The following is a 21,235-nucleotide window of genomic DNA, read 5'->3' as shown; positions in this document are numbered from 1 at the left end:
GCCAAAATGCGTCCTGTTGCGTCAAAATCACAGTTGCAATAGGTGTCTTTCGACGAAAAAGCGGAAAAGACGACATTCCACTATGGCAGACCTCAGACTAGCCCTTTATCAGCCTGACATTCCGGGTAATACCGGTACCATCCTGCGTCTTGCCGCCTGCCTCGGTTTTGCCATCGACATCATCGAGCCCGCAGGCTTTGACATATCGGATCGCAATCTCAAGCGGGCCGGCATGGACTACATCGCTGCTGCCGCCCTCACCCGCCATGTCAATTGGGATCGCTTCGACGATTGGCGAAGGAGCACCGGCCGACGCCTGGTGCTGGCATCCACCAAGTCGTCCGGCCGCTATACAGACTTCGCATTCCGTGCCGACGACATATTGCTTTTCGGCCGCGAGAGCGCCGGCGTTCCAGATCATGTGCACGCGGCAGCCGACGCCCGGATCCTTGTTCCGATGGTTGAAGGCCAACGCTCTATCAATGTTGCCGTCTCGGCCGCGATGATTATCGGAGAGGCCATGCGGCAGACCGTCTGGGGTTGATTTCCGGCCCCGGTGACGCAAATGCCGATATAGCCTCGGAATATGTCGCGAACGGCGTTGTGAATTTTCCTGAGCGGCGTATAGTTTTTAGCCGGACAATTAAAAAAATGTCCAGAAAGCCATGTTTTCAATTACTTGGCAAAGAGAGATTCGAACAGGAAGGCGCCTGTTCGCGTAAGAGACAAAAGAAACGGCAGAATGGAATCGACGATCGTCATGATCAACCTGTTCGGCGCGGTAGCCCTGCTACTGTTTGGCTTGGCACAGGTGAAGGACGGCGTTTCCCGAGCGTTTGGAGCCCGATTGCGCACTGGCCTTGCGACCGGCACCCGCAGTGGCTTGCGCTCTTTCCTGTCCGGCTTCGTCGCCACGATCGCGCTGCAGAGCTCCACCGCGACGGCTCTGATGGTCGCCTCCTTCGTCGAGCGCGAACTGGTGAAGCCGCGCATGGCGCAAATCGTCCTGCTCGGCGCCAATGTCGGAACCGCGGTGACCGCCTGGATCGTCGCCACCGGCATCGCGTGGCTGTCTCCTCTGGTGATCCTTGCCGGAATGATCCTCCATCGCAGCGGCTCGTCGTCACGCCAGGGCGGCGGCACGGCGTTAATCGGCATCGGCCTGATGCTGCTGTCGCTGCATCTGCTGAGCAGCGCCACCGAACCGATGCGGCAGTCGCCGGCCCTTGGCGCCTTCATCGCCCTGCTGGACAATGCCTGGCCGGTCGCACTGGCCTTTTCCGCCGGCATCGCCTTCATCTCGTCGTCGAGCCTAGCCGCCGTCGTCCTCATTCTCTCGCTCGCCTCAACGGGCATCCTGTCGGCCGGACTGGTCATCGTGCTGGTGCTCGGCGCCAATCTCGGCGGCGCCATTCCGCCTGTGATAGCTTCGCTCGCCGGGCCGGCAGCCGCCAGGCGTGTCACACTCGGCAATTTGATTGTGCGGGCAATCGGCTGCCTGATTGCATTGCCGCTCGCCGGCTACGGCGCCGAGTTGCTGGGAACGTTGCCGCTGACGCCGGCAAAACTGCCGGTCGATGCCCATCTCGGCTTCAACCTGATCCTTGCAGCCCTCGCCTGGCCCTTCTCGCGCCCCCTTTCGCGGCTGATGCTGAGATTGGTGCCGGACGACACGCAGCCGGACAGCGGACCGAGATACCTCGACGCGCAGGAACTTTCGACGCCTGTTGTCGCCCTCGCAAGCGCGACACGAGAGGTGCTCGGCGTCGGCGATCTGATCGAACGGATGCTGCTGCGCGCCTCAAGCGCTTTCGAGAGCAATGACCTGGCGAAACTCAAGGAAATCCCGTCGCTGGAAAAGCGGGTCGACAGCCTGCAGCAGGAGGTGAAGATCTATCTTTCCAAGCTTGGGCATGGTGGCCTGAGCGAAGAGGACGGTCGCCGTTCCATCGTTATCATCGACTACGCGATCAACCTCGAACATATGGGCGACATTATAGAGAAGGGTCTGATGCCGCAGGTGACCAAGAAGGTTTCGCTGGGACTGAAGTTCTCCCAGGAAGGCTACGAGGAACTGCAGAAGCTTTTCCACCTGACGATCGACAACCTGCGCGTTGCCCAGACGATCCTCGTCACCCGCGACTTCAATCTCGCCAAGCAGCTGATGGAGGTGAAGGTCGAGGTTCGCCGGATGGAGAAGCAGTCCTCGGAACGGCATCTGGAGCGCCTGCGCGATGGCCGCGCCGACAGCCTGCAGACAAGCTCATTGCATCTGGACATGCTGCGCGACCTGAAGCGCATCAACGCCCACATTGTTTCGGTCGCACACCCGATCCTTGACGAAAGCGGGCTGCTTATCGAAAGCAGGCTGAAAGGCGCCGCCGAGTAAAGCCGTTCAATCGGCAGACGGCAGCCGCCGCATCGTGAATTCGATCTGGTCGCCTTCCAGCTGGCGCCAGCTCTCGACTTCCGTCCAATAGGCTGCCTTAGGATATTCGTCGAACCATTCGCGCGCCTTGGCGCGGGCATCGAGGAGATTGAGGCAATAGGTTTGTCGGACGAAACGATCGTTCTTCCGGGGCGTGCCTTCTGCCCGGTGGGTGGCAATCCGTCGTTTGAGACCGTCGAACGACGGAGGTCCAGGAATTTTCGTCATGAGCCTACCTCTGTAGGAAAAAGGTAATATCGAAAATTGCTTTTTGCGAGTCGAATCTGAGGAAGCCTCAGTCATCGCCCTCTGCTGGCAGGACCCTGCCCTACCTGCTATCAGAGCAGCAAAGACGAAAGCGCGAGTCGACTGGCGACCCGCTCGGAGAGAGATAGAATGGAAAGACCCGAACTTCCGATCGGCCTGCCTGACGATATCGAAGAGAAGAAGTCGACTGCCCGGGCATGGTTCGAAAGTCTTCGCGACACGATCTGCGCCTCCTTCGAAGCGCTGGAAGACGAACTCTCGGGCCCGCTCTGCGATAGGGAGCCGGGCCGCTTCGTGGCGAAGGACTGGTCGCGCGAAAATGGTGCAGGTGGGGGTGGCCGCATGTCGATCATGCACGGCCGCGTCTTCGAGAAGGTTGGGGTGCACACCTCCACCGTGTACGGAGAGTTCGCGCCTGATCTGCGCGCCCAGATGCCCGGCGCCAAGGAGGATCCTCGCTTCTGGGCCTCGGGCATTTCGTTGATCGCCCATCCGGTCAATCCCAACGTGCCTGCCGTACACATGAACACGCGGATGGTGGTCACCTCGAGCCGCTGGTTCGGTGGCGGCGCCGACTTGACGCCGGTGCTCGATCGCCGTCGCACGCAGGAAGATGAGGACAGCCAGTTGTTCCACAAGGCCATGGAGATTGCCTGTCGAAGCCACTCCGGTGTCGCCGACTACGCTGCCTACAAGAAATGGTGCGACGAGTATTTCTTCCTCAAGCACAGGAACGAGGCTCGCGGCATCGGCGGCATCTTCTATGACTGGCTGCATTCCAGCGAGGAGGCCGGCGGCTGGGACGCCGATTTCGCCTTCACCCGCGATGTTGGACGGGCGTTTGCCATGGTTTATCCACGGATAGTTCGCGCCAACTTCAATAAACAGTGGACAGAGGCGGATCGTGACGAACAATTGATTCGCCGTGGACGCTACGTTGAGTTCAATCTTCTCTATGACAGAGGCACGATCTTCGGCCTCAAGACAGGAGGCAACGTCGAATCCATTCTCTCGTCCCTGCCTCCTCTTGTCCGTTGGCCTTGACCTGACAAATAAAGATGCCGGGAGGGGTTAAATTCGGAGGCCGGATCACTTAGTCTAGGCATGTACGCGTAACAATCGGAGGAGGATTGTCATGACGATACAAAGTAGCTCTGCGGCATCGGCGGGTGCCCAAGAGCGCCCCCCGCCCATGGATAGACCCGATTTCTTGAGCCGCGTTGCGGAAAGGCTCCGGGCAGAAAGCGGATCCGACCTCCCACTTTCCTGCTTCATCGAACAAGTGAAGCTTCAATTGGCCGGCGGCAAGACACCTGAGGAACTCGACCACCCGGCCAAGGCTCACGACAACAAAGCGGCCGTCGATTGCTTCAGATCCTGGGCCATGCCCGAATAACGAGAAAATGACCAACCGGCCGGTCCTTCGCGCCGGCCGGAACCTTCTTGCCGCTTCGAACATTCAGGCATTGCAGGACCGCGCAATGTCATTGAAATCCGAAAGAAGGAGGAAAAAATGAGACTCTTCGAATGTGGAACGCTTGTCCCCGGATGTGAATGGCACACCAGGGCGAACGACGACGCTGAAATCGTGCGCCGTGTCGTTGAGCACATGCGTAGCGTCCACGGCGAGACCGTGATCCGCGAAAGCATGATCGACAACATCAAGGCCCGCATCCGCAACGAGGCCACGGCGGCTTGAAGTTATTTTGTCAGGTCGTTCAGCCGGGCGAGCAGCGCCGCCCGGTCCGGAGAGAAATTTTCCTCGATCCAGAAATTCTCGAGTGCCGACAGCGTTTCGCCGACCTGCTTTCCGGCGGATACGCCAGCGCCCATGACGTCTGTGCCATTGATCGGGAACTGTGGTTTCTTCCAGTTTTCAGCCAGTTCGAGCAGCTTGCCAAGCCTTGCTGAGCGCGCCATCTCCTGCATGTCGCCTTCCGCCTTGCCCCGCGCCGTTGCAAGCGCAAGTTTCAAGCGCGTCTGTATCCCATCCCCACCGTGCCGATAGAGCAATCGTGCAAAGGCAGCCGAAGACAATTCATCATTGATAACGGGCGCCTTGGCCCATGCTTTGAACCAGGCGAATTCGGCATTGGCAAGCTTGAGGCGTGCGGCCATCTTCTCCAGCCGATCGGCATCGGGTGGAATGATGGCGGCGAGACGCAGAAGCGGATCCGGCTTCCAGCCGAGCGCCTTCTCCGTGCTGATCAACGCCGGGACGGCGTCAATGCCCCACTTCTCTGTCTCCGGTAGGATTTCACTGAGCACACCGACCTGCCGCATCCACAAGAGCGCCCGTCCAGGATCCTCCGCGCTGAGCAATTTGCGGAGTTCCGACCATAGCCTTTCGGCCGAAAGCGTCTTTAGCTTGGCGCGAGCCGATACACACGCCCGGAGCCCATCGGCATCCGGACGGCCGGAACCATAATAAGCGAAGAACCGGAAAAACCGCAGGATACGCAGATAATCCTCAGCGACGCGCGTCGCCGCATCACCGATGAAGCGGATGTTGCGCTTCTCGATATCGGCAAGACCACCGACCAGGTCGATCACATCGCCCTTGGAGTCGACATAAAGCGCGTTGATCGTCAGGTCGCGGCGTTCCGCATCGGTCTGCCAATCCGAGCTGAATGCCACCTTGGCCCGGCGTCCGTCGGTCTCGACATCGGCCCTCAGCGTCGTGACTTCGAAGGGCTTGCCGTCGATGACGAGGGTCACCGTGCCGTGCGCCACGCCGGTCGGAACGGCCTTGATGCCAGAGGCAGCCGCCCGCTCGATGACCTGTTCCGGCGTGAGCGTCGTGGCAAGATCGATATCGCTGACCGGGTGCCCCATGAGGCTGTTGCGGACCGCTCCGCCGACGACACGCCCCTCTCCTCCGTCGGCGTTGAGCAGCGTGAATACGCGCGTCAGCGCCGGATCCTTGAACCATGTTTCGTGGCCAAGGTTGGTCATGCATAAAGCCTTTCGTAAAGGGTGCGGACGATGCCCGCGGTAATGCCCCAGATCATCCGGCTTTCATAGGGCATCCGGTAGAAATGTCGTTCGAGACCGTCGAGTACACGCCTGTCGCGGCTGTGATTTGCCGGATTCATGAGAAAGGACAGCGGCACTTCGAAGACGTCGTCCACCTCGGTTGGATTGAGCTTCAATTCGAAGCCGCGCCGGACGACGGCAAGCACCGGCGTAATACGGAAGCCAGTCGATGCAAGATAGTTCGGAAGCCGCGCCACGGTCTCGACAAACGACCCGTCGATACCGATTTCCTCTTCGGTTTCCCGGATTGCCGCCCTCTCGGCCGAGCCGTCGATGGCGTCGATCTTGCCGCCGGGAAACGCGATCTGTCCGGAATGTTTTCGCAGCGTCGCGGTGCGCTGCGTGAAGATCACATGCGCATCGTCACCGTCGTCGACGACAGGCACCAGAACCGCAGCATCACGAAGTTTGAAGGTCTCCACCTGCGTAACGATATCGGGGTTCAGAATATGGTCGCCGTGATCACGCCAGGAGCGGTCTACCGGGCCGCCGCTCTGGTGAAGCGCGCGGTGACGGAATTCGGCCGCTGAATAGAGCGAACGGTGGTCGGTCAAAGCATTGGTCATCGGGAAAGTGCATCCAGTTCGGCCGCCGGCATGACAGGAAAGGTCACACCGCCGGAGCGGAGACAGAACATCGTCTCGCCATCGACCTGAAGGCGTTCGCCGAGCTCGACGAGTTCGTACATGATGGGCCGGGAGACCAGCGCTTCCAACCGCCCGCGAACGTGAAGATAGGGCTTCAACTCGCTGCTTTCGCCGTGAATTACAAAGCGAAGGGGATGTGCCGCCCCGGCCTCGACCACATCGCCGACATTGGTCCGGAACGTCAGCAATCGCTCGCCATCCCTTTCGCCGGCATTCATTTCAACGGCCAAGAACGGCGCGTCTACAACACGGACACCGACCCTCTCCACAGGCGTTACGAGATATGTCTTCCCATCCTCATCCTTGCGCAGGACCGTTGAAAACAGTCTGACGAGAGGCGCTCGGCCGATCGGTGTTCCCATATAGAACCATGTGCCATCAGCCCGGATTTCCATGTCGATATCGCCGCAGAAGGGCGGATTCCATTTGTCGACGGGCGGAAGGCCTCGGGGTTTGGCCCCTGCGTCGCCGGCGGCGCGCGAAATCAGCGCGGCAAGACCGGCCGCATCCGTTGTCGCCTTGATCTCTTCGGCTGCCATTCTTCTGTCCCGGTTTGTCTTTAACTCCAGAAGGTCACGAGATAGTCATTTGGAACGAACTTGTCAGCCCGCAACATCTCCATAACTCTATCTGGTATGAGGCTTGCGTGTAAGTCTGCCGATTCGCGACGAATGTTATCAGCCGCTGGAGATGCCTTATGGGTATGATGAAGACCGAAGCCCCCCTTGATGAAAAGGCGATCATCGCCGCGGCCGAGAAGGCACTAGCAGATATCGCCGTCGTCCGGGGCGAAGTCTCTAAGGTGATCTTCGGCCAGGAAAGCGTCGTGGAGAATACGCTTCTGGCGGTTCTCTCCGGTGGCCATGCCCTGCTCGTCGGCGTGCCTGGCCTCGCCAAGACCAAGCTCGTGTCGACGCTCGGCGAAGTGCTTGGGCTCGCCTCCAACCGCATTCAGTTCACCCCGGACCTGATGCCCTCGGACATACTGGGCTCGGAAGTGATGGACCAGGACGAGAGCGGCCGCCGCTCCTTCCGTTTCGTCAAGGGCCCGGTGTTCGCCCAGCTTCTGATGGCCGACGAAATCAACCGCGCATCGCCGCGCACGCAGTCGGCACTGCTGCAGTCCATGCAGGAATACCACATCACCGTCGCCGGCCATCGCTACGATCTGCCGGTTCCGTTCCACGTCCTGGCCACCCAGAACCCGCTGGAGCAGGAGGGCACCTACCCTCTTCCCGAGGCACAGCTCGATCGCTTCCTGCTGCAGGTCGACGTCCACTATCCGGAGCTTGCGGCCGAGCGACAGATCCTGCTCGAGACGACGGGCCTCAGCGAGACGAAGCCACAAGCAGTCTTGAACGCCGAGCGGCTGGTCGAAATCCAGACGCTCATCCGCCAGATGCCAGTGAGCGACAAGGTCGTCGATGCGATCCTGGCGCTTGTCCGCTCCGCCCGCCCCGGCCAGGGCAATGCATCCACCGACAAGAACGTCGCCTGGGGCCCCGGCCCTCGCGCCGGCCAGGCCATGATGCTCTGCGCCCGCGCCCGTGCACTCTACGAAGGCCGCCTCGCTCCGTCCATCGACGATGTCCACGCGTTGGCTGAACCTGTGCTGCAGCACCGCATGGCGCTGACATTTGCGGCGCGTGCAGAAGGCATGTCGGTTCGCGATGTCATTGACGGGCTGGTCAAGCAGGCCAAGGGATAAGGAAGCGTCTGCGTGACACCCATCGGACAGATCGTCAATCCGACCCCGGGCAATGATGCGCTCGCTCGCGCTAGGCAGCGGGCGAGCCTTGTCCCGGATTGTCTGGTCGAGGCCAAGCGGATCGCCAATACCGTCATCGCCGGCTGGCATGGCCGCCGCAAGCGCGGCATTGGCGAGAACTTCTGGCAATTCCGCCCCTACACCGAGGGCGAAAGCCTATCGCGCATCGATTGGCGTCGATCCGCCCGCGACGACCACACCTACATCCGCGACCGCGAGTGGGAGGCAGCCCATACGATCTGGCTCTGGGCCGACATGTCTGCTTCAATGATGTACAAATCGACCTTCGGAAACGCTTCCAAGGAAGGCCGGGCACTCGTCATCATGCTGGCGCTTGCCGAAATCCTTGCGCGATCCGGCGAGCGCATCGGATGCCCCGGCGTGATGGAACCGATCGCCGCGCGGAACGCTGCGGAACGGCTTGCAACCGCATTGATGCATGCGCCGCTGAGCGGGGGACTGCCCGACACAGCCATGATCCGCGGCTGGAGCGAACTCGTGCTGATCGGCGATTTTCTCGACGATGCGCGTGCGGTCATGGCGCGCATCGCTCCCTTGGCGCGGCGCGGTCTGCGCGGCCACGTGATCGAGATCGCCGACCCGGCCGAAGAGCTCTTCCCCTATGATGGCCGCACCGAATTCACCGATCCCGAGACGGGTTCGAAGCTGACATCCGGCCGGGCCGAGCATGTTCGCGAAGCCTACACCCGCACCTATCTTGAGCGCAGGGATGATCTCGGCCAGGCGCTGCGCCACATGGGCTGGACCTTTGTCAGCCACCGCACCGACCATCTCGCCTCTGAAGCGCTGGTCGCCGTTCACATGTACCTCTCGGGAATGCCCGCAAGGATGACGCAGGGAGAACGCACGTGAACGCTCTTCCCTTCGTTTTCGCCTACCCCGCGATCCTCGGCGCCCTCGTGGCCCTGCCGATCATCTGGTGGCTGCTGCGATTGACGCCGCCGCGCCCGAAGACGGAAGTCTTCCCGCCACTGAAGATTCTCGCAACGGTCCTGAAGCGGGAGGAAACCCCGGCCCAGAGCCCCTGGTGGCTGACGCTGCTGCGCATGCTGCTTGCCACCGCCGTCATCCTGGCTATCGCCGACCCAGTCTTCAATCCGCGCACGAATTCAATTGCTTCCGGCGGCCCGCTCGTGCTCTTTGTTGACAACGGCTGGGCAACGTCGCCGGATTGGGATCGCCGCGTGAAGACGGCCGACGCACTGATCGATGACGCGGAAGCCGCCGGTACCCCCGTTGCCATCGCCTTCACCGCCGATCCGACCAACGATGCGGTTCCGGGAACGGCGTCCGTTGCCCGCGACAAGCTAAGCGCCGCAGAACCGAAGCCGCTGGTGCCCGACCGGCAGCGCGCTTTCGAGGCTCTCCGCACCGCGTTGAACGGCGTCCATCCTGGCACTCTCGCCTTCCTGACCGATGGCGCCGCCGCAACCGACAGCGACGCAACCGTCCGCCAGCTCTTGGATCTCTCGCCTGCCCAACTGCGCTTGATCTCCGGCGACGCGGCCGAGACGATCGCGATCACGTCGGCCAGCAATGCCGCGGATGCGATGACGGTTACCGCCACACGCCTCGACAGCACCAGCGCCGCTTCGCGCCCTATCACCGCGCAGGACACTCAGGGACGCGCGATCGCGGCCGGCTCGATCGACTTCCAACCAGGGCAGAGCGTCGCGACCGGATCAATCGCCGCACCGTTTGAAATGCGCAACGATTTTGCGCGCGTCAGCATCGATAGCCACGCTACGGCTGGCGCCGTGCATCTGCTTGACGACGGCTTCAAGCGTCGCCGTGTCGTCCTGCTGTCCGGCGAAGTCGGCGATACGTTCCAGCCACTGCTTTCGCCGCTCTATTACATCCAGCGCGCCCTACAGCCTTATGCCGACTTGATCGAGCCGAACACGCCCGATCTCGCGACCTCGATCCCGGATCTCCTGTCGCAGAATCCGTCCGTCATCATCATGGCTGATATCGGCCGCCTTCCCCAACAAACCTACGAGCCGCTGCAGCGCTGGATCGGCAACGGTGGAACGTTGGTCCGTTTTGCAGGGCCACGCCTTGCTGCTGCGCCCGCCGACGACCCGCTGGTGCCGGTCACGTTGCGCCAGGGTGAGCGCGCCCTCGGTGGTGCGCTATCCTGGGCCGAACCACAGCCGCTTGCAGAGTTTCCCGCTTTCGGCCCGTTCGCCGGAATGCCGAAGCCGACGGATATTACTGTCAAACGTCAGGTTCTCGCAGAGCCAACGCCGGATCTTGCCGAGCGCACCTGGGCGAGCCTCGCCGATGGAACGCCGCTGGTGACGACGAAGCCGATCAATGCTGGCCGAATTGTGCTCTTCCATGTTAGTGCGGAGGCCACGTGGTCCGACCTTCCGATATCAGGCAATTTCGTCGAGATGCTGCGTCGCCTCGTGCAGTTGTCACGCTCTGGCGGCGTGACCGCGCAAACCGACGGCGCTTCGACCGCTGAAGCGCTACCGCCATTCCGATTATTGACCGCCAAGGGCGCATTGACGACCGAAACCGGTACGGCACGCCCGCTGATACCCAACGCCAAGGTCACGCCGGTTGCCAGCTTCGATAACCCGCCTGGCCTCTACGGATCCGAAGAAGGATTTACCGCGCTGAACGTACTGCCGAAAAATGCCGAACTGAAGCCGCTTGATGTTTCGGGTACCACCGTGGTGCGTGAAGGGTTGATCGGCGGCGAGACCTGGTCGGCAAAGCCTACGCTGTTCCTGATCGCCTTCCTGCTCCTGCTTGCCGACAGCCTAGTCGTGATGTTCATGAGCGGCGCATTCTCGCGGCTGCGCCCTGCGGCGCGCACGGCCGCGATTGTCGCCGTTGCGTTCAGCGCGGCTTTCTTGCTGCTGCAGCCAGGTCAATCGCATGCGGATGACGCCAAACCCGGTGATGACCAGATCTTCCAGCGGCTCGACAATACGCATCTCGCCTATGTCGTCACTGGTGAACAGGAAGTCGACCGGATTTCCGAGCGGGGTCTCGAGGGCCTGACGGAATTCCTGACCTTCCGCACCACGCTGGAGCCCTCGCCGCCCGTTGGCCTGGATCTCACGAAGGATGAACTCGCTTTCTACCCGATCATCTATTGGCCGATCTCGGCAACGGCGCCCATGCCTTCAACGGCAGCGATCAACAAGATCGATGCCTATATGCGCGCCGGTGGAACGGTGCTGTTCGACACCCGCGACCAGTTCAGCGCACTCGACAACAATGGCAGCTCGGTCAGCGCCAACGGCGAGCGGCTGCAGCAGATCCTCGCGAATCTCGACATTCCGCCGCTAGAACCGGTGCCATCCGACCACGTGCTGACGAAGTCCTTCTACCTCCTGTCGAGCTTCCCCGGTCGCTACACCGGCAGCCCGCTCTGGATTGAAGCCCGCCAGGAAAATCGTGCTGAGAACGCCAAGTCGGCGGCGACGGCCGACGGCGTTTCCCCAATCCTCATCACCGGCAACGACTTTGCCGGCGCCTGGGCGGTCGATGACAACGGCGTGCCCATGTTGCCGACGGTCCCGCCTGATGAAATGCAGCGCGAATATGCCTACCGCAGCGGCGTCAACATCATGATGTATATGCTCACCGGCAACTACAAGACCGATCAGGTCCACGTCCCCGCTCTCCTGGAACGGTTGGGGCAGTGACATGACGATTGATTTTTCGCCCTTCATCCCTTTGCCGCTCCTGGCGGGGCTGGCGCTCATTGTGCTCCTGACCGCAGCCTTCGCCATCTGGCGCCGCGTGCGGGGCGCCTGGATCCGCTCGATCGCAGCCCTTGCTTTGCTGGCCGCCCTTGCCAACCCACTCTTGCTGCAGGAAGATCGCGAACAGCTGTCGACCGTCGTGCCCGTCATCGTGGACCGCAGCCAGAGCCAGCAGACGCCTGAACGCATCAAGATGACCGACGATGCCCTGGCGCAGCTGAAGGATCGCCTCGCTCGCTTCCCCAATATCGAACCGCGCTACGTGGATGCGACGGAACCGGAAGGTTCCGACGCTCCCTCGACGCGACTGTTCACTGCGCTTTCCGCCGCTGTCGCGGACGTGCCGCCGGCCCGCATCGGCGGTGCGATCATGCTGACGGACGGCGAAGTCCACGACGTTCCCGGCGTCAATCAGGCACTCGGCTTCGACGCCCCGATCCACGGCCTGATCACGGGCAAAGCCAACGAATTCGACCGCCGCATCGAAGTCGTCAAGGCGCCGCGTTTCGGTATCGTCAACGAGGAGCAGCAGTTGATGCTGCGCGTCTTCGACGATGGGCCGAGCCCCGGCGGCACGGCCAACGTCACGGTGAAGCTCAACGGCAACGAGATCGCGACGCTCCAGGCCACGCCGGGCCGCGACACACCGTTTTCGTTCAAGGTCGAGCGCGGCGGCAGCAACGTTCTCGAATTTTCGGTCGCGAACCTTCCGGGCGAAGTCACGGACGCGAACAACCGCGCAGTCCACTTGATTGACGGCATCCGCGAGAACCTGCGTGTTCTGCTCGTCTCCGGCGAACCGCATGCTGGCGAACGCGCGTGGCGCAACCTCCTCAAGTCGGATGCGTCGGTAGATCTCGTCCATTTTACCATTCTGCGCCCGCCCGAAAAGCAGGACGGCACGCCGATCAATGAGCTGTCGCTGATCGCCTTCCCGACCCGCGAGCTATTCGTCGACAAGATCAAGGACTTCGACCTCATCATCTTCGACCGCTACCAGCATCGTGGCGTGCTGCCGATCCTCTACTACGACTACATCGCCCAGTATGTGGAAAATGGCGGCGCCCTGCTGATCGCGGCCGGCCCCGAACATGCCGGCCAGGATTCGATTGCGCTGACGCCTCTGTCGTCCGTGCTGCCGGCCGCTCCGACGGGCCAGATGATCGAGAAAGCTTTCTATCCCAGGCTTTCGGAAGAAGGTCGCAAGCACCCGGTTACCCGTGGCCTCGATGGTTCCGCCGACGAGCCGCCGCATTGGGGCCGCTGGTTCCGCAGCGTCGACGTCGAGCCGCCGCAGGGCCAGACGGTAATGGTTGGCGCCGACAACCATCCGCTGCTTGTTCTCAATCGCGCCGGACAGGGCCGCGTCGCCATGCTTCTGTCCGATCAAGGCTGGCTGTGGGCTCGTGGCTTCGAGGGCGGCGGTCCGCATGTGTCGCTCTACCGCCGCGTCGCCCATTGGCTGATGAAGGAGCCTGCCCTGGAGGAGGAGGCCCTGACAGCGCGCGCATCCGGCCGCACGCTGGAGATTACGCGCCAAACCATTGGCGCCGCCCCAGGCAACGCAACGGTACGCTATCCCTCGGGAAGGACCGAAACTCTTCCCCTGACACAAGCCGAGCCCGGCCTCTTCAAGGCCGAGAAGAAGATGGACGAGATCGGCCTTTTCGAAATCCGAAATGGCGACATGACGACACTCGCGCATGTCGGCGCGGTCGATGCTCCTGAATTCAAGGCAATGATATCGACGACCGAAGCGCTGAAGCCTGTTGCCGACAAGACCAAGGGCCTTGTTACCCGCGTGTCCGATACTAGCGGCGCGATCAGCATTCCGCCGATCCTGCCGGTTCGCGGCCAGATCCGCGTTGCAGACGACGATCGCATGCAAATCCACCTCACCAACGAAACGGTGCTGAAGGGCATCAACACCCTGCCGCTGTTTGCCGGTTTCGCCGGTGTCGGCATCCTGCTACTCGCCTTTGGCGCCATGTGGTGGCGTGAAGGACGTTAGCCGCATGGCCGGGTTTGAGGTGACTGGCTCGCCCTCTGCCGATGACCTTGCGACGATCGGCGACGCGCTCTCGGCCTTCAATCTCCATGACGTCGGCCCTTCCGAACGCCGGCCGCTCGCCGTTCTCATTCGCGATACCGATGGAAACGTCACCGGCGGCCTCTCGGGCTACACTGCCTGGGGCTGGCTCTTCACTCAGTTGCTGTATGTGCCCGATAAGGAACGCGGCAAGGGCATCGCCGGCAAGATTCTTGCCTTGGCCGAGAAAGAGGCTGCGGCCCGTGGTTGCCACGGCGCCTGGATCGATACCTTTAATCCCCAGGCACTTCGAGCCTATCAGCGGCAGGGTTACGAAATATTCGGCGAGGTGCCGGAATTCCCCAAAGGCCGCACACGCACATTCCTGCGCAAGCGCCTGTAGATAGATGCTTCGCCGTCCGAAGACGGCGAAGCGGAGGTCATTCACCCTTCAGACGGCGATCTTTCCACCGCCGATCTTGGTGATTGCGACGACAGCCGGACGAACCGGCATGTCGTCCTTGAAATCCGGCCAGCGGGTTGAGAGATCCTCATAGTAGGACGGACGGCCGTGACCAGACCAGTCGTCGCCGCCGTCGCCTGGATGCTGCACGGCCACGAATGCTGTCTGGTCGTCGGGCAGGAAGAGCGGACCACAGAGCTCGGCACCCACAGGAACACGGTAGAAGAGCTTGGACGTTGCGCGCGCCTCGCCCTCGGTGTCGACGGCCCAGAGGCCGTCGGTGCGGCCTGTCGCCTTGTTGTTGTTGCCGTCGGTCGCGACCCAGAGGCGGCCGGCGGCATCGATGGAACAGTTGTCCGGCATGCCGAACCAGCCATTCTTCGTCGTTTCGGTCGAGAAGGACGCCCCGACATCGGCGACAGCAGGATCGCCACACTTCAACAGCACTTCCCACTTGCCCGAGGCTGCCCCGAAGGAACGGCCATCCTCGCTGATCTCGATGATATGGCCAAAGGCGTTCTCGGCACGCGGATTGGCGGCGTCCACCTGGTCGGCCTTGCGTTTCGTGTTGTTGGTGAGCATCACATAGACCTTGCCGTTGACGGCATTGGGTTCGATGTCTTCCGGCCGGTCCATCTTCGTCGCGCCGAGCAGGTCCGCCGCGCGGCGGGTCTCGATCAGCACGTCGGCTTGGCTGGCAAAGCCGTTTTCAGCGGTCAGCGAGCCCTGGCCGTGGACGACAGGCAGCCACTGCAGTGTGCCGTCCTCGGCGAACTTGGCGACATAAAGCGTCCCCTCGTCGAGCAGGTTCATGTTGGCAGTGCGATCGTTGGCGTTATAGGTGCCCGCCGTCACGAACTTGTAGATATAGTCGAAGCGTTCGTCGTCGCCGAGGTAGAAGACGACGCGGCCATCCTTGTCGACGATCGAGGCTGCGCCTTCGTGCTTCGTGCGTCCAAGCGCACTGCGCTTCTTCGGGGTCGACGTCGGGTCGAGGACATCGACCTCTACGATCCAGCCGAAGCGATTAGGTTCATTCGGCTCCTTTGCCACATTGAAGCGGTCATAGAAGTTTGCCCACTCATAGGCGCCTTCCGGCACGCCGTAGCGCTTGTAGTTCGCTGTTTCCTTGTGATCGGCAGGCAGTTTGCCGGAGAAATAGCCATGGAAATTTTCCTCGGCCATAATGTAGGTGCCCCAGGGCGTTACGCCGCCAGCGCAGTTGTTGAACGTGCCGATGACCTGGGTGCCGGTGGCATCGGCAGACGTCTTGACGCGCTCATGGCCGGCCACAGGACCGGTCAGCTCCATCTCGGTCGTCGAAGTTACGCGGCGATTGTACTTGCCATCAGGCACGACCTGCCACTTGCCGTCCACTTTTTGGATCTCGACGATCGTGCCGCCGTGAGCCGCCATCTCGATATCCACCTGCTCCTTGGCAAGTGGCGCCTGCTTGATCTTACCTTCGGCGATCGTTACCAGGCCGGGGAACATCAGGTGCGGATTTGTGTATTCGTGATTGACGACGAGGATGCCGTGCTCCGACGAACCTTCGATCGGAATATAGCCGACATAGTCGTTGTTGTAGCCGAACTGCCGGCTCTGCGCCTCCGCCGACTGTTTCTTGGGGTCAAAGGCCGGCGAATCGGAAAACAGCGCATCGCCCCAGCGCAGGAGGATATCGGCGTTGTATCCTTCGGCGACATGGTGATTGGCGTCGACGCCGGCCTCGACTTCCGTGAAGGAGAAGGCGGAACCGCTTGCCGCGCGAGCCTCTTCTGCGCTCAACAGCGCAATTGGGCTGACGGTCGCGGCAATGGCGGAGACGGCGAGCGACCCTTGCAGGAAGCCGCGACGTGAGAAGCGCCGCCCAATGATTTCCCCCATCGTGGGATTGTCGCTGCGGTTATGGCCCTCGCCATCCGCATCCTCGAGCTGGCTGGTCGGAAAGATTTCCTTCTGCGAAATATGTTCGGTCACCGAACTACCCCCATAATATTGACGTCATCCGCCTTAGAGCGCTTCCAAAGTCTAGGGACGGCGCATGACAGTCCTGTGATCAACTGAATTTGAAGCGGGGATAGCGATGGATGGGTGCCCGCTAACGCAGGAATCAGCTGAGCGCTGCCTGCCGCGTTTCGGTATCGATCGCCCTCGCGGCAAAGGCCGCCACGACCAGCAGGCCCGCAAAAAGGCCGATGGCCAAACCCAATCCACCTGAGACGACGAATGCCATTAGGGACGGAGCAAGCAGCCCGCCGAGGCGCGCCATCGCACCTGCCGATCCCATACCAGTCGCCCGCGATGCAGTGGGGTAGAGCTCCGGAGTATAGGCGTACAGCGCCCCCCACGTCCCGAGCAGCGCGAAGCTCATGATCAGCAGTGACGCGCCGACCAGCATGTCATCAGGAGAAACCACGAAGAGCAGGCACCCAAGCGCGGAGAGCAGGCAGAAACCGATCAGCGTCGGCCTGCGCCCCCAAGCCTCGACGCCATAGGCAGCAAGCGCATAGCCTGGCACCTGCGCGAGTGCGACGAACACCAGGAAGCCGTATCCGCGGACGAAACCGAACCCGTCGCCGGCCAGCTTCGCCGGCATCCAGGTGAAGACGCCGTAGTAGGAAACGGAAACCAGGAACCAGATCGCCAGGATCAATGCGCTTCGGCGACGAAGCTCTTCGGAGAATATCCCTTCCGCCACCTGCGGCGTCGCGACGATCTCGTCGTCGGACGGCAGGGGCGCTTTTTGGTGCAGCGCCAGCATCTTGTTGACAATGGCCTTGGCCTCGCCTGCCCGTCCGGTCCGCAACAGGTAGAGTGGTGATTCAGGAACGAAGAAGCGCAGCGTCAGTCCCAACACTGCCGGCAGCGCCGTAACCGCGAAAATATAGCGCCAAGGATCTGCCACCCCGGTAAGGCTCGCGGCCCAAGCGGCCAGCGCGACGATCAACGTTCCGATCGCCCAGAAACCTTCCAGTGCCACCAGCCACCGACCACGGCTTCTAGCGGGCAGGAACTCGGCCATCATCGCATAGTCGACCGGCAACGTCCCGCCGACCGCCATGCCGGTCAGCAAGCGCAACACCAGCAGGCTGGTAAAGTCTTGAGCGAAAATTGAAAGCGTGCCGAAGAGTGCGTCACAGGCAACCGTCACGATCAGCACCTGCCGACGCCCCACCTTGTCCGCCAGGTGACCGAAGGCAACGGCACCGATCAGCATGCCGAGAAAGAAAAGCGTGCCGGTCTGCAAGGCTTGCGGAACCGTCAGTCCGAAGGTGGCGGCGATCGATGCCGCCGTGAAGCCGACGGCGAGCACCTGCATTGCATCCGCCGCCCAAACAAGCCCGAAGATGCCGATCAGACGGCGCTGGAAGGCACCCGTCCCGGCGCGATCCAGCGCCTCATCCATGGAAATGCCGTTCATGATCAAGCCCTTCAAGCCACTGAAAGATCACGCAAAGCGCGTCTCGGACATAAGGCTCAATACCGCATGCACCCTATTTCCGCCAGCCGATAGTTCCCTTCAGCCGCGCATGCGCGTCCCCCGCGAGCGGTACAACAAGAACGCGCGCCGGATCGACCGGCCCCGGAAACGTCAGCGCGTTATGAGCAACCTTCTCGAAACCGAGCGGGCAATAGTAGGGTGGATCGCCGATGAGAATGACCGCCTCCGAACCCGTGCGGCGCGCGGCGTCGATGGCAATCCGGACGAGTTCCCGGCCGATGCCGCGGCCCTTGTGAGACGGCCGCACCGCAAGTGGTCCAAGCAGGTGCCCATTCACCGAGCCGGCCTGGACGGGCGTCATTCGTACCGATGCGATTGTCTCGCCGTCATCGGCGCAAATGAAGGAAAGTGAAAGATCGTGCGGTCCCTGCTCGCGAATGCGGGCTGCCGCGCGCGTATGCCGGCCGGGGCCGAATGCTTCTTCGTTGATGTGTTCGATTGCAGCGTCGTGCGACGCGTCCTCAGTGAGGTAGACCAGATCGTGCTTATGCATGATGAGACGGAAACCGGATAGACAGAATTGATGGATCTCGAGCACGCCCTTCGGCGTTCGGGAGCATCAGCGTCGTCGCAGGTTTCTCGGTGCAAACATCAAATCGGGTTCCAAAATGTGAAATGGCCGATAGCAGGAAAAAATTCGGTCGTCCAATGGAATTTGGCGAGAGACCGCACGGGCGTGACGCAGTGTTCAATCTTTACCGCCTGTAAACAAGCAAAAGCTGCGATATGTTCTGACCCAACACAATCTGAAGGATGACAACATGGGCATGCTGGTTGACGGCGTCTGGCATGACGTCTGGTACGATACAAAAGAAACCAAGGGGCACTTCAAGCGCGCCGCTTCCCAGTTTCGCAACTGGATTACGGCCGATGGCGCAGCCGGGCCGTCCGGTACGGGTGGCTTCAAGGCCGAGGCTGACCGCTACCATCTCTATGTTTCGCTGGCGTGCCCCTGGGCGCATCGCACGCTGATCTTCCGCAAGCTCAAGAAGCTCGAGGATCTTATCGGCGTTTCGGTCGTCGATCCGCTCATGCTGTCAAACGGCTGGGAGTTCAAGGTCGGCGACGGTGCGACCGGCGATCATCTCTTCGGTGCCAAGACGCTGTCGGAGGTCTACGTGAAGGCCGATCCGCACTATTCCGGCCGCGTGACTGTCCCGGTCTTGTGGGACAGGAAGACCAATACGATCGTGAACAACGAGTCTTCCGAGATCATCAGGATGTTCAACAGCGCCTTTGATCATCTGACCGGCTCGGCCGTTGATTTCTACCCGCAGGATTTGCGGGCTGACATCGATGAGCTAAATACCGTCGTCTACGACACCGTCAACAACGGCGTCTACAAGGCCGGCTTCGCGACGACACAGGAGGCCTATGGCGAAAATGTCGTCAGGCTCTTCGAGACGCTTGATATGCTGGACGAGCGCCTCGGCAAGGGTCGTTATCTCTTCAGCGATCGGCTGACCGAGGCCGATTGGCGACTGTTCACGACCTTAGTCCGTTTCGATGCCGTCTATGTCGGTCACTTCAAGTGCAATATCCGCCGCATAGACGACTACCCCAATCTCTCGGCCTATCTGCGCGATCTCTACCAGACGCCGGGCGTCAAGGAGACGGTGAACTTCCGCCATATCAAGGACCACTATTACCGCAGCCACAAGACGATCAATCCGACGGGGATTGTGCCCGTCGGCCCGGCGCTCGATCTCGACCACCCGCATGGCCGTGCCCGATTGGCAGCGGCCTAGCCTGTGTTCTACCAGACGTGGGCGGGCTCCTGCTCGCCCGCGAGTTCAGCCAGGCGACGGCGCGTCGCTTCAGTTGTGCCCACTGGCAGATCATCGACCTCAAAGAAGCCGCACTCGACGATTTCCCGGTCCGGTGGCCGGGGTGCCGTCTGCTCCACCTGGGTCTTATAGAAGAGAACATGGTCGCGTCGGCTGGCCGCCGTGTTGAAATAGATGTGGAAGAGCTGAGGCCGGCCGAGAATACGCAGATTCCCTTCCTCGCGAAGTTCCTTGATCAGGGCCTCCTCGGCAGTCTCATTGCGCTCAAGCCCTCCGCCCGGCATATGCCAGCCGGGCACGTAGCTGTGCCGCACGAGGAAGATGCGCCCCGCCGAATCGAAGCAGGCGGCTCGCACACCCATCGTCATTCCGCGCGCGATCGCGAAATAGACATGCACGATGCGCATCAGGACTCGTGATTGCCAGGGGCGGATGGTTCCGGTCACGCTTTTTCCAATTCCATTAATCCGTTCAAGCAGATGTGTTTGAATTGCAGACTTACTGGGCTATGTCTGCTCGCATGTTCAAGCTCGCGCACATCTCCGATATCCATCTCGGCCCGCTCCCTCGCCTTTCCGTCCGCGAGCTCTTCTCCAAACGCATTACCGGCTTTGTGAACTGGCATCGCAACCGGCGCAAGCACCTTTTCGGCAGCACGCTGGATCTGCTGCTGGACGACATACGCGCGAAGCAGGCCGATCATCTGGCGGTCACCGGCGACCTGGTGAACCTCGCAAGCGGCTTGGAGATTCGCGCCGCCGCCGCCTGGCTGAAAGAACTCGGTGACCCCGAGGACAATTCCGTCGTGCCCGGAAACCATGATGCTTACGTTCCCGGCGCCTACGAAAAATCGGTGCGTGCATGGTACGACAACGTGCGCGGCGACCTCGCGCCGCCCGAATGGCAGCAAGATCGCCACGTCTTTCCCTATCTCCGCGTTCGCGGCAAGGTCGCCATCGTCGGTTGCTCGACAGCCGTCGCAACGCCCCCTTTCGCGGCCAGCGGCTTCTTTGGTGAGCGCCAGGCGCGAGACACCGTCAACATGCTGCGCGCGGCTGGCGAAGCCGGCTTGTTTCGGGTCGTGATGATCCACCATCCACCTATTCGTGGCGCAACGTCCTTCCACAAGCGGATGATCGGCATTCGCCGCTTCGGCGCCGTGATCTCCACCGGCGGCGCCGAACTGGTGCTCCACGGCCATACCCATTTGAACACGCTCCACTGGCTGCGCGGCCAGACTGGCCCCGTCCCGGTGGTCGGCATCGCCTCGGCATCGCAGGGACCAGGAGGACTAAAGCCCCGCGCCGCCTACAATCTGTTCTCGATCGACGGCTCTCCGCGTGCCTGGGAACTGACCGGGGAACGCTTCAGCATCAACTCCATGGGCGACGGCGTATGCAGTGAAAGTGTCGATATTTTCAAGGGTTAGCGCCACCTTCGAAATCATCGTCTCGCCAAGTTGATTCAGAAACTGAAGATGACGGTATCTTGAATTCGGAAAGCATCCGAGGCCTTGGCAATTGGCGATTGCCACGTAAACTTGTTGTCTCTGCAGCATC

At 61.5% G+C, this 21,235-nt stretch carries 20 protein-coding genes; 12 read left to right on the top strand and 8 right to left on the bottom strand.

Features of this window, described 5'->3' with window-relative positions; translation table 11 throughout:
* The first annotated feature begins 82 nt into the window (after positions 1-82).
* Positions 83-544, top strand: coding sequence for a tRNA (cytidine(34)-2'-O)-methyltransferase (locus PMI09_RS06085; protein WP_007789940.1), 462 nt, complete (start codon positions 83-85; stop codon positions 542-544).
* 198 nt (positions 545-742) lie between these two features.
* On the top strand, positions 743-2,389 hold the full coding sequence (locus PMI09_RS06080; protein ID WP_007789939.1) for a Na/Pi cotransporter family protein: 1,647 nt from the start codon (positions 743-745) through the stop codon (positions 2,387-2,389).
* A gap of 6 nt (positions 2,390-2,395) precedes the next feature.
* On the opposite strand, the gene PMI09_RS06075 is transcribed toward PMI09_RS06080, so the two are convergent.
* Complete coding sequence (locus PMI09_RS06075) at positions 2,396-2,656, bottom strand: hypothetical protein (RefSeq protein ID WP_007789934.1); 261 nt, start codon at positions 2,654-2,656, stop codon at positions 2,396-2,398.
* Positions 2,657-2,824: 168 nt separating this feature from the next.
* On the opposite strand from PMI09_RS06075, the gene hemF reads away from it, so the two are divergent.
* From hemF to PMI09_RS06060, 3 genes are all read left to right on the top strand, one after another.
* Positions 2,825-3,739, top strand: coding sequence for an oxygen-dependent coproporphyrinogen oxidase (hemF, locus tag PMI09_RS06070; protein ID WP_007789932.1), 915 nt, complete (start codon positions 2,825-2,827; stop codon positions 3,737-3,739).
* Between the two features lie 91 nt (positions 3,740-3,830).
* Positions 3,831-4,091 (top strand): hypothetical protein, encoded by a 261-nt coding sequence (locus tag PMI09_RS06065; RefSeq protein WP_007789930.1) that lies wholly within the window; start codon positions 3,831-3,833, stop codon positions 4,089-4,091.
* Positions 4,092-4,208: 117 nt separating this feature from the next.
* Positions 4,209-4,394, top strand: coding sequence for a DUF1059 domain-containing protein (locus tag PMI09_RS06060; RefSeq protein WP_007789929.1), 186 nt, complete (start codon positions 4,209-4,211; stop codon positions 4,392-4,394).
* A 2-nt stretch (positions 4,395-4,396) separates the two neighbouring features.
* Here the strand turns inward: PMI09_RS06060 and PMI09_RS06055 are convergent, their stop codons facing one another.
* From PMI09_RS06055 to PMI09_RS06045, 3 genes are read right to left on the bottom strand one after another with little or no spacing between them, the layout of a single operon-like run.
* The gene (locus PMI09_RS06055) at positions 4,397-5,650 is read right to left on the bottom strand and encodes a CCA tRNA nucleotidyltransferase (RefSeq protein WP_007789928.1); all 1,254 of its coding nucleotides are present in this window, start codon (positions 5,648-5,650) and stop codon (positions 4,397-4,399) included.
* The gene (locus PMI09_RS06050) at positions 5,647-6,297 is read right to left on the bottom strand and encodes a CoA pyrophosphatase (RefSeq protein ID WP_007789926.1); all 651 of its coding nucleotides are present in this window, start codon (positions 6,295-6,297) and stop codon (positions 5,647-5,649) included. The genes PMI09_RS06055 and PMI09_RS06050 overlap by 4 nt, the downstream gene beginning before the upstream one ends.
* On the bottom strand, positions 6,294-6,917 hold the full coding sequence (locus tag PMI09_RS06045) for a DUF1285 domain-containing protein (protein ID WP_007789924.1): 624 nt from the start codon (positions 6,915-6,917) through the stop codon (positions 6,294-6,296). Before PMI09_RS06045 ends, PMI09_RS06050 begins: the two co-directional genes overlap by 4 nt.
* 158 nt (positions 6,918-7,075) lie before the next feature.
* Here PMI09_RS06045 and PMI09_RS06040 point away from each other — a divergent pair, with 158 nt between their 5' ends.
* From PMI09_RS06040 to PMI09_RS06020, 5 genes are read left to right on the top strand one after another with little or no spacing between them, the layout of a single operon-like run.
* Positions 7,076-8,086: an AAA family ATPase gene (locus PMI09_RS06040; RefSeq protein WP_007789922.1), complete on the top strand. Its 1,011-nt coding sequence runs from the start codon at positions 7,076-7,078 to the stop codon at positions 8,084-8,086.
* A gap of 12 nt (positions 8,087-8,098) precedes the next feature.
* Positions 8,099-9,019, top strand: a complete 921-nt coding sequence (locus tag PMI09_RS06035) for a DUF58 domain-containing protein (protein WP_007789921.1) — start codon at positions 8,099-8,101, stop codon at positions 9,017-9,019.
* The gene (locus PMI09_RS06030; protein WP_007789920.1) at positions 9,016-11,832 is read left to right on the top strand and encodes a DUF4159 domain-containing protein; all 2,817 of its coding nucleotides are present in this window, start codon (positions 9,016-9,018) and stop codon (positions 11,830-11,832) included. Before PMI09_RS06035 ends, PMI09_RS06030 begins: the two co-directional genes overlap by 4 nt.
* A gap of 1 nt (position 11,833) precedes the next feature.
* Positions 11,834-13,903, top strand: a complete 2,070-nt coding sequence (locus PMI09_RS06025) for a hypothetical protein (RefSeq protein ID WP_007789918.1) — start codon at positions 11,834-11,836, stop codon at positions 13,901-13,903.
* A 4-nt stretch (positions 13,904-13,907) separates the two neighbouring features.
* On the top strand, positions 13,908-14,324 hold the full coding sequence (locus PMI09_RS06020; RefSeq protein WP_007789916.1) for a GNAT family N-acetyltransferase: 417 nt from the start codon (positions 13,908-13,910) through the stop codon (positions 14,322-14,324).
* A 48-nt stretch (positions 14,325-14,372) separates the two neighbouring features.
* Here PMI09_RS06020 and PMI09_RS06015 read toward each other — a convergent pair whose 3' ends face one another.
* From PMI09_RS06015 to PMI09_RS06005, 3 genes are all read right to left on the bottom strand, one after another.
* Positions 14,373-16,364 (bottom strand): PhoX family protein, encoded by a 1,992-nt coding sequence (locus PMI09_RS06015; protein WP_007789914.1) that lies wholly within the window; start codon positions 16,362-16,364, stop codon positions 14,373-14,375.
* A gap of 133 nt (positions 16,365-16,497) precedes the next feature.
* Positions 16,498-17,808 (bottom strand): MFS transporter, encoded by a 1,311-nt coding sequence (locus PMI09_RS06010; RefSeq protein WP_007789913.1) that lies wholly within the window; start codon positions 17,806-17,808, stop codon positions 16,498-16,500.
* A gap of 73 nt (positions 17,809-17,881) precedes the next feature.
* The gene (locus PMI09_RS06005) at positions 17,882-18,382 is read right to left on the bottom strand and encodes a GNAT family N-acetyltransferase (protein ID WP_007789912.1); all 501 of its coding nucleotides are present in this window, start codon (positions 18,380-18,382) and stop codon (positions 17,882-17,884) included.
* Between the two features lie 268 nt (positions 18,383-18,650).
* Between PMI09_RS06005 and PMI09_RS06000 the strand changes: the two genes are divergently transcribed.
* Complete coding sequence (locus PMI09_RS06000) at positions 18,651-19,637, top strand: glutathione S-transferase family protein (protein ID WP_007789911.1); 987 nt, start codon at positions 18,651-18,653, stop codon at positions 19,635-19,637.
* An 8-nt stretch (positions 19,638-19,645) separates the two neighbouring features.
* Here PMI09_RS06000 and PMI09_RS05995 read toward each other — a convergent pair whose 3' ends face one another.
* Positions 19,646-20,083 carry an NUDIX domain-containing protein gene (locus PMI09_RS05995; RefSeq protein WP_007789910.1) on the bottom strand — a complete coding sequence of 146 codons (438 nt, stop codon included), beginning with the start codon at positions 20,081-20,083 and terminating at the stop codon, positions 19,646-19,648.
* A gap of 113 nt (positions 20,084-20,196) precedes the next feature.
* Here PMI09_RS05995 and PMI09_RS05990 point away from each other — a divergent pair, with 113 nt between their 5' ends.
* Entirely contained in the window at positions 20,197-21,105 is a 909-nt protein-coding gene (locus PMI09_RS05990; RefSeq protein ID WP_037082036.1) for a metallophosphoesterase family protein, read from the top strand.
* Positions 21,106-21,235 lie beyond the last annotated feature (130 nt).

It is taken from the genome of Rhizobium sp. CF122, assembly GCF_000282035.1.
In the GTDB taxonomy this organism is placed as follows: domain Bacteria; phylum Pseudomonadota; class Alphaproteobacteria; order Rhizobiales; family Rhizobiaceae; genus Rhizobium.
Note: the sequence above shows the minus strand (reverse complement) of the source record. Positions and strands in the feature narration are given on the sequence as shown.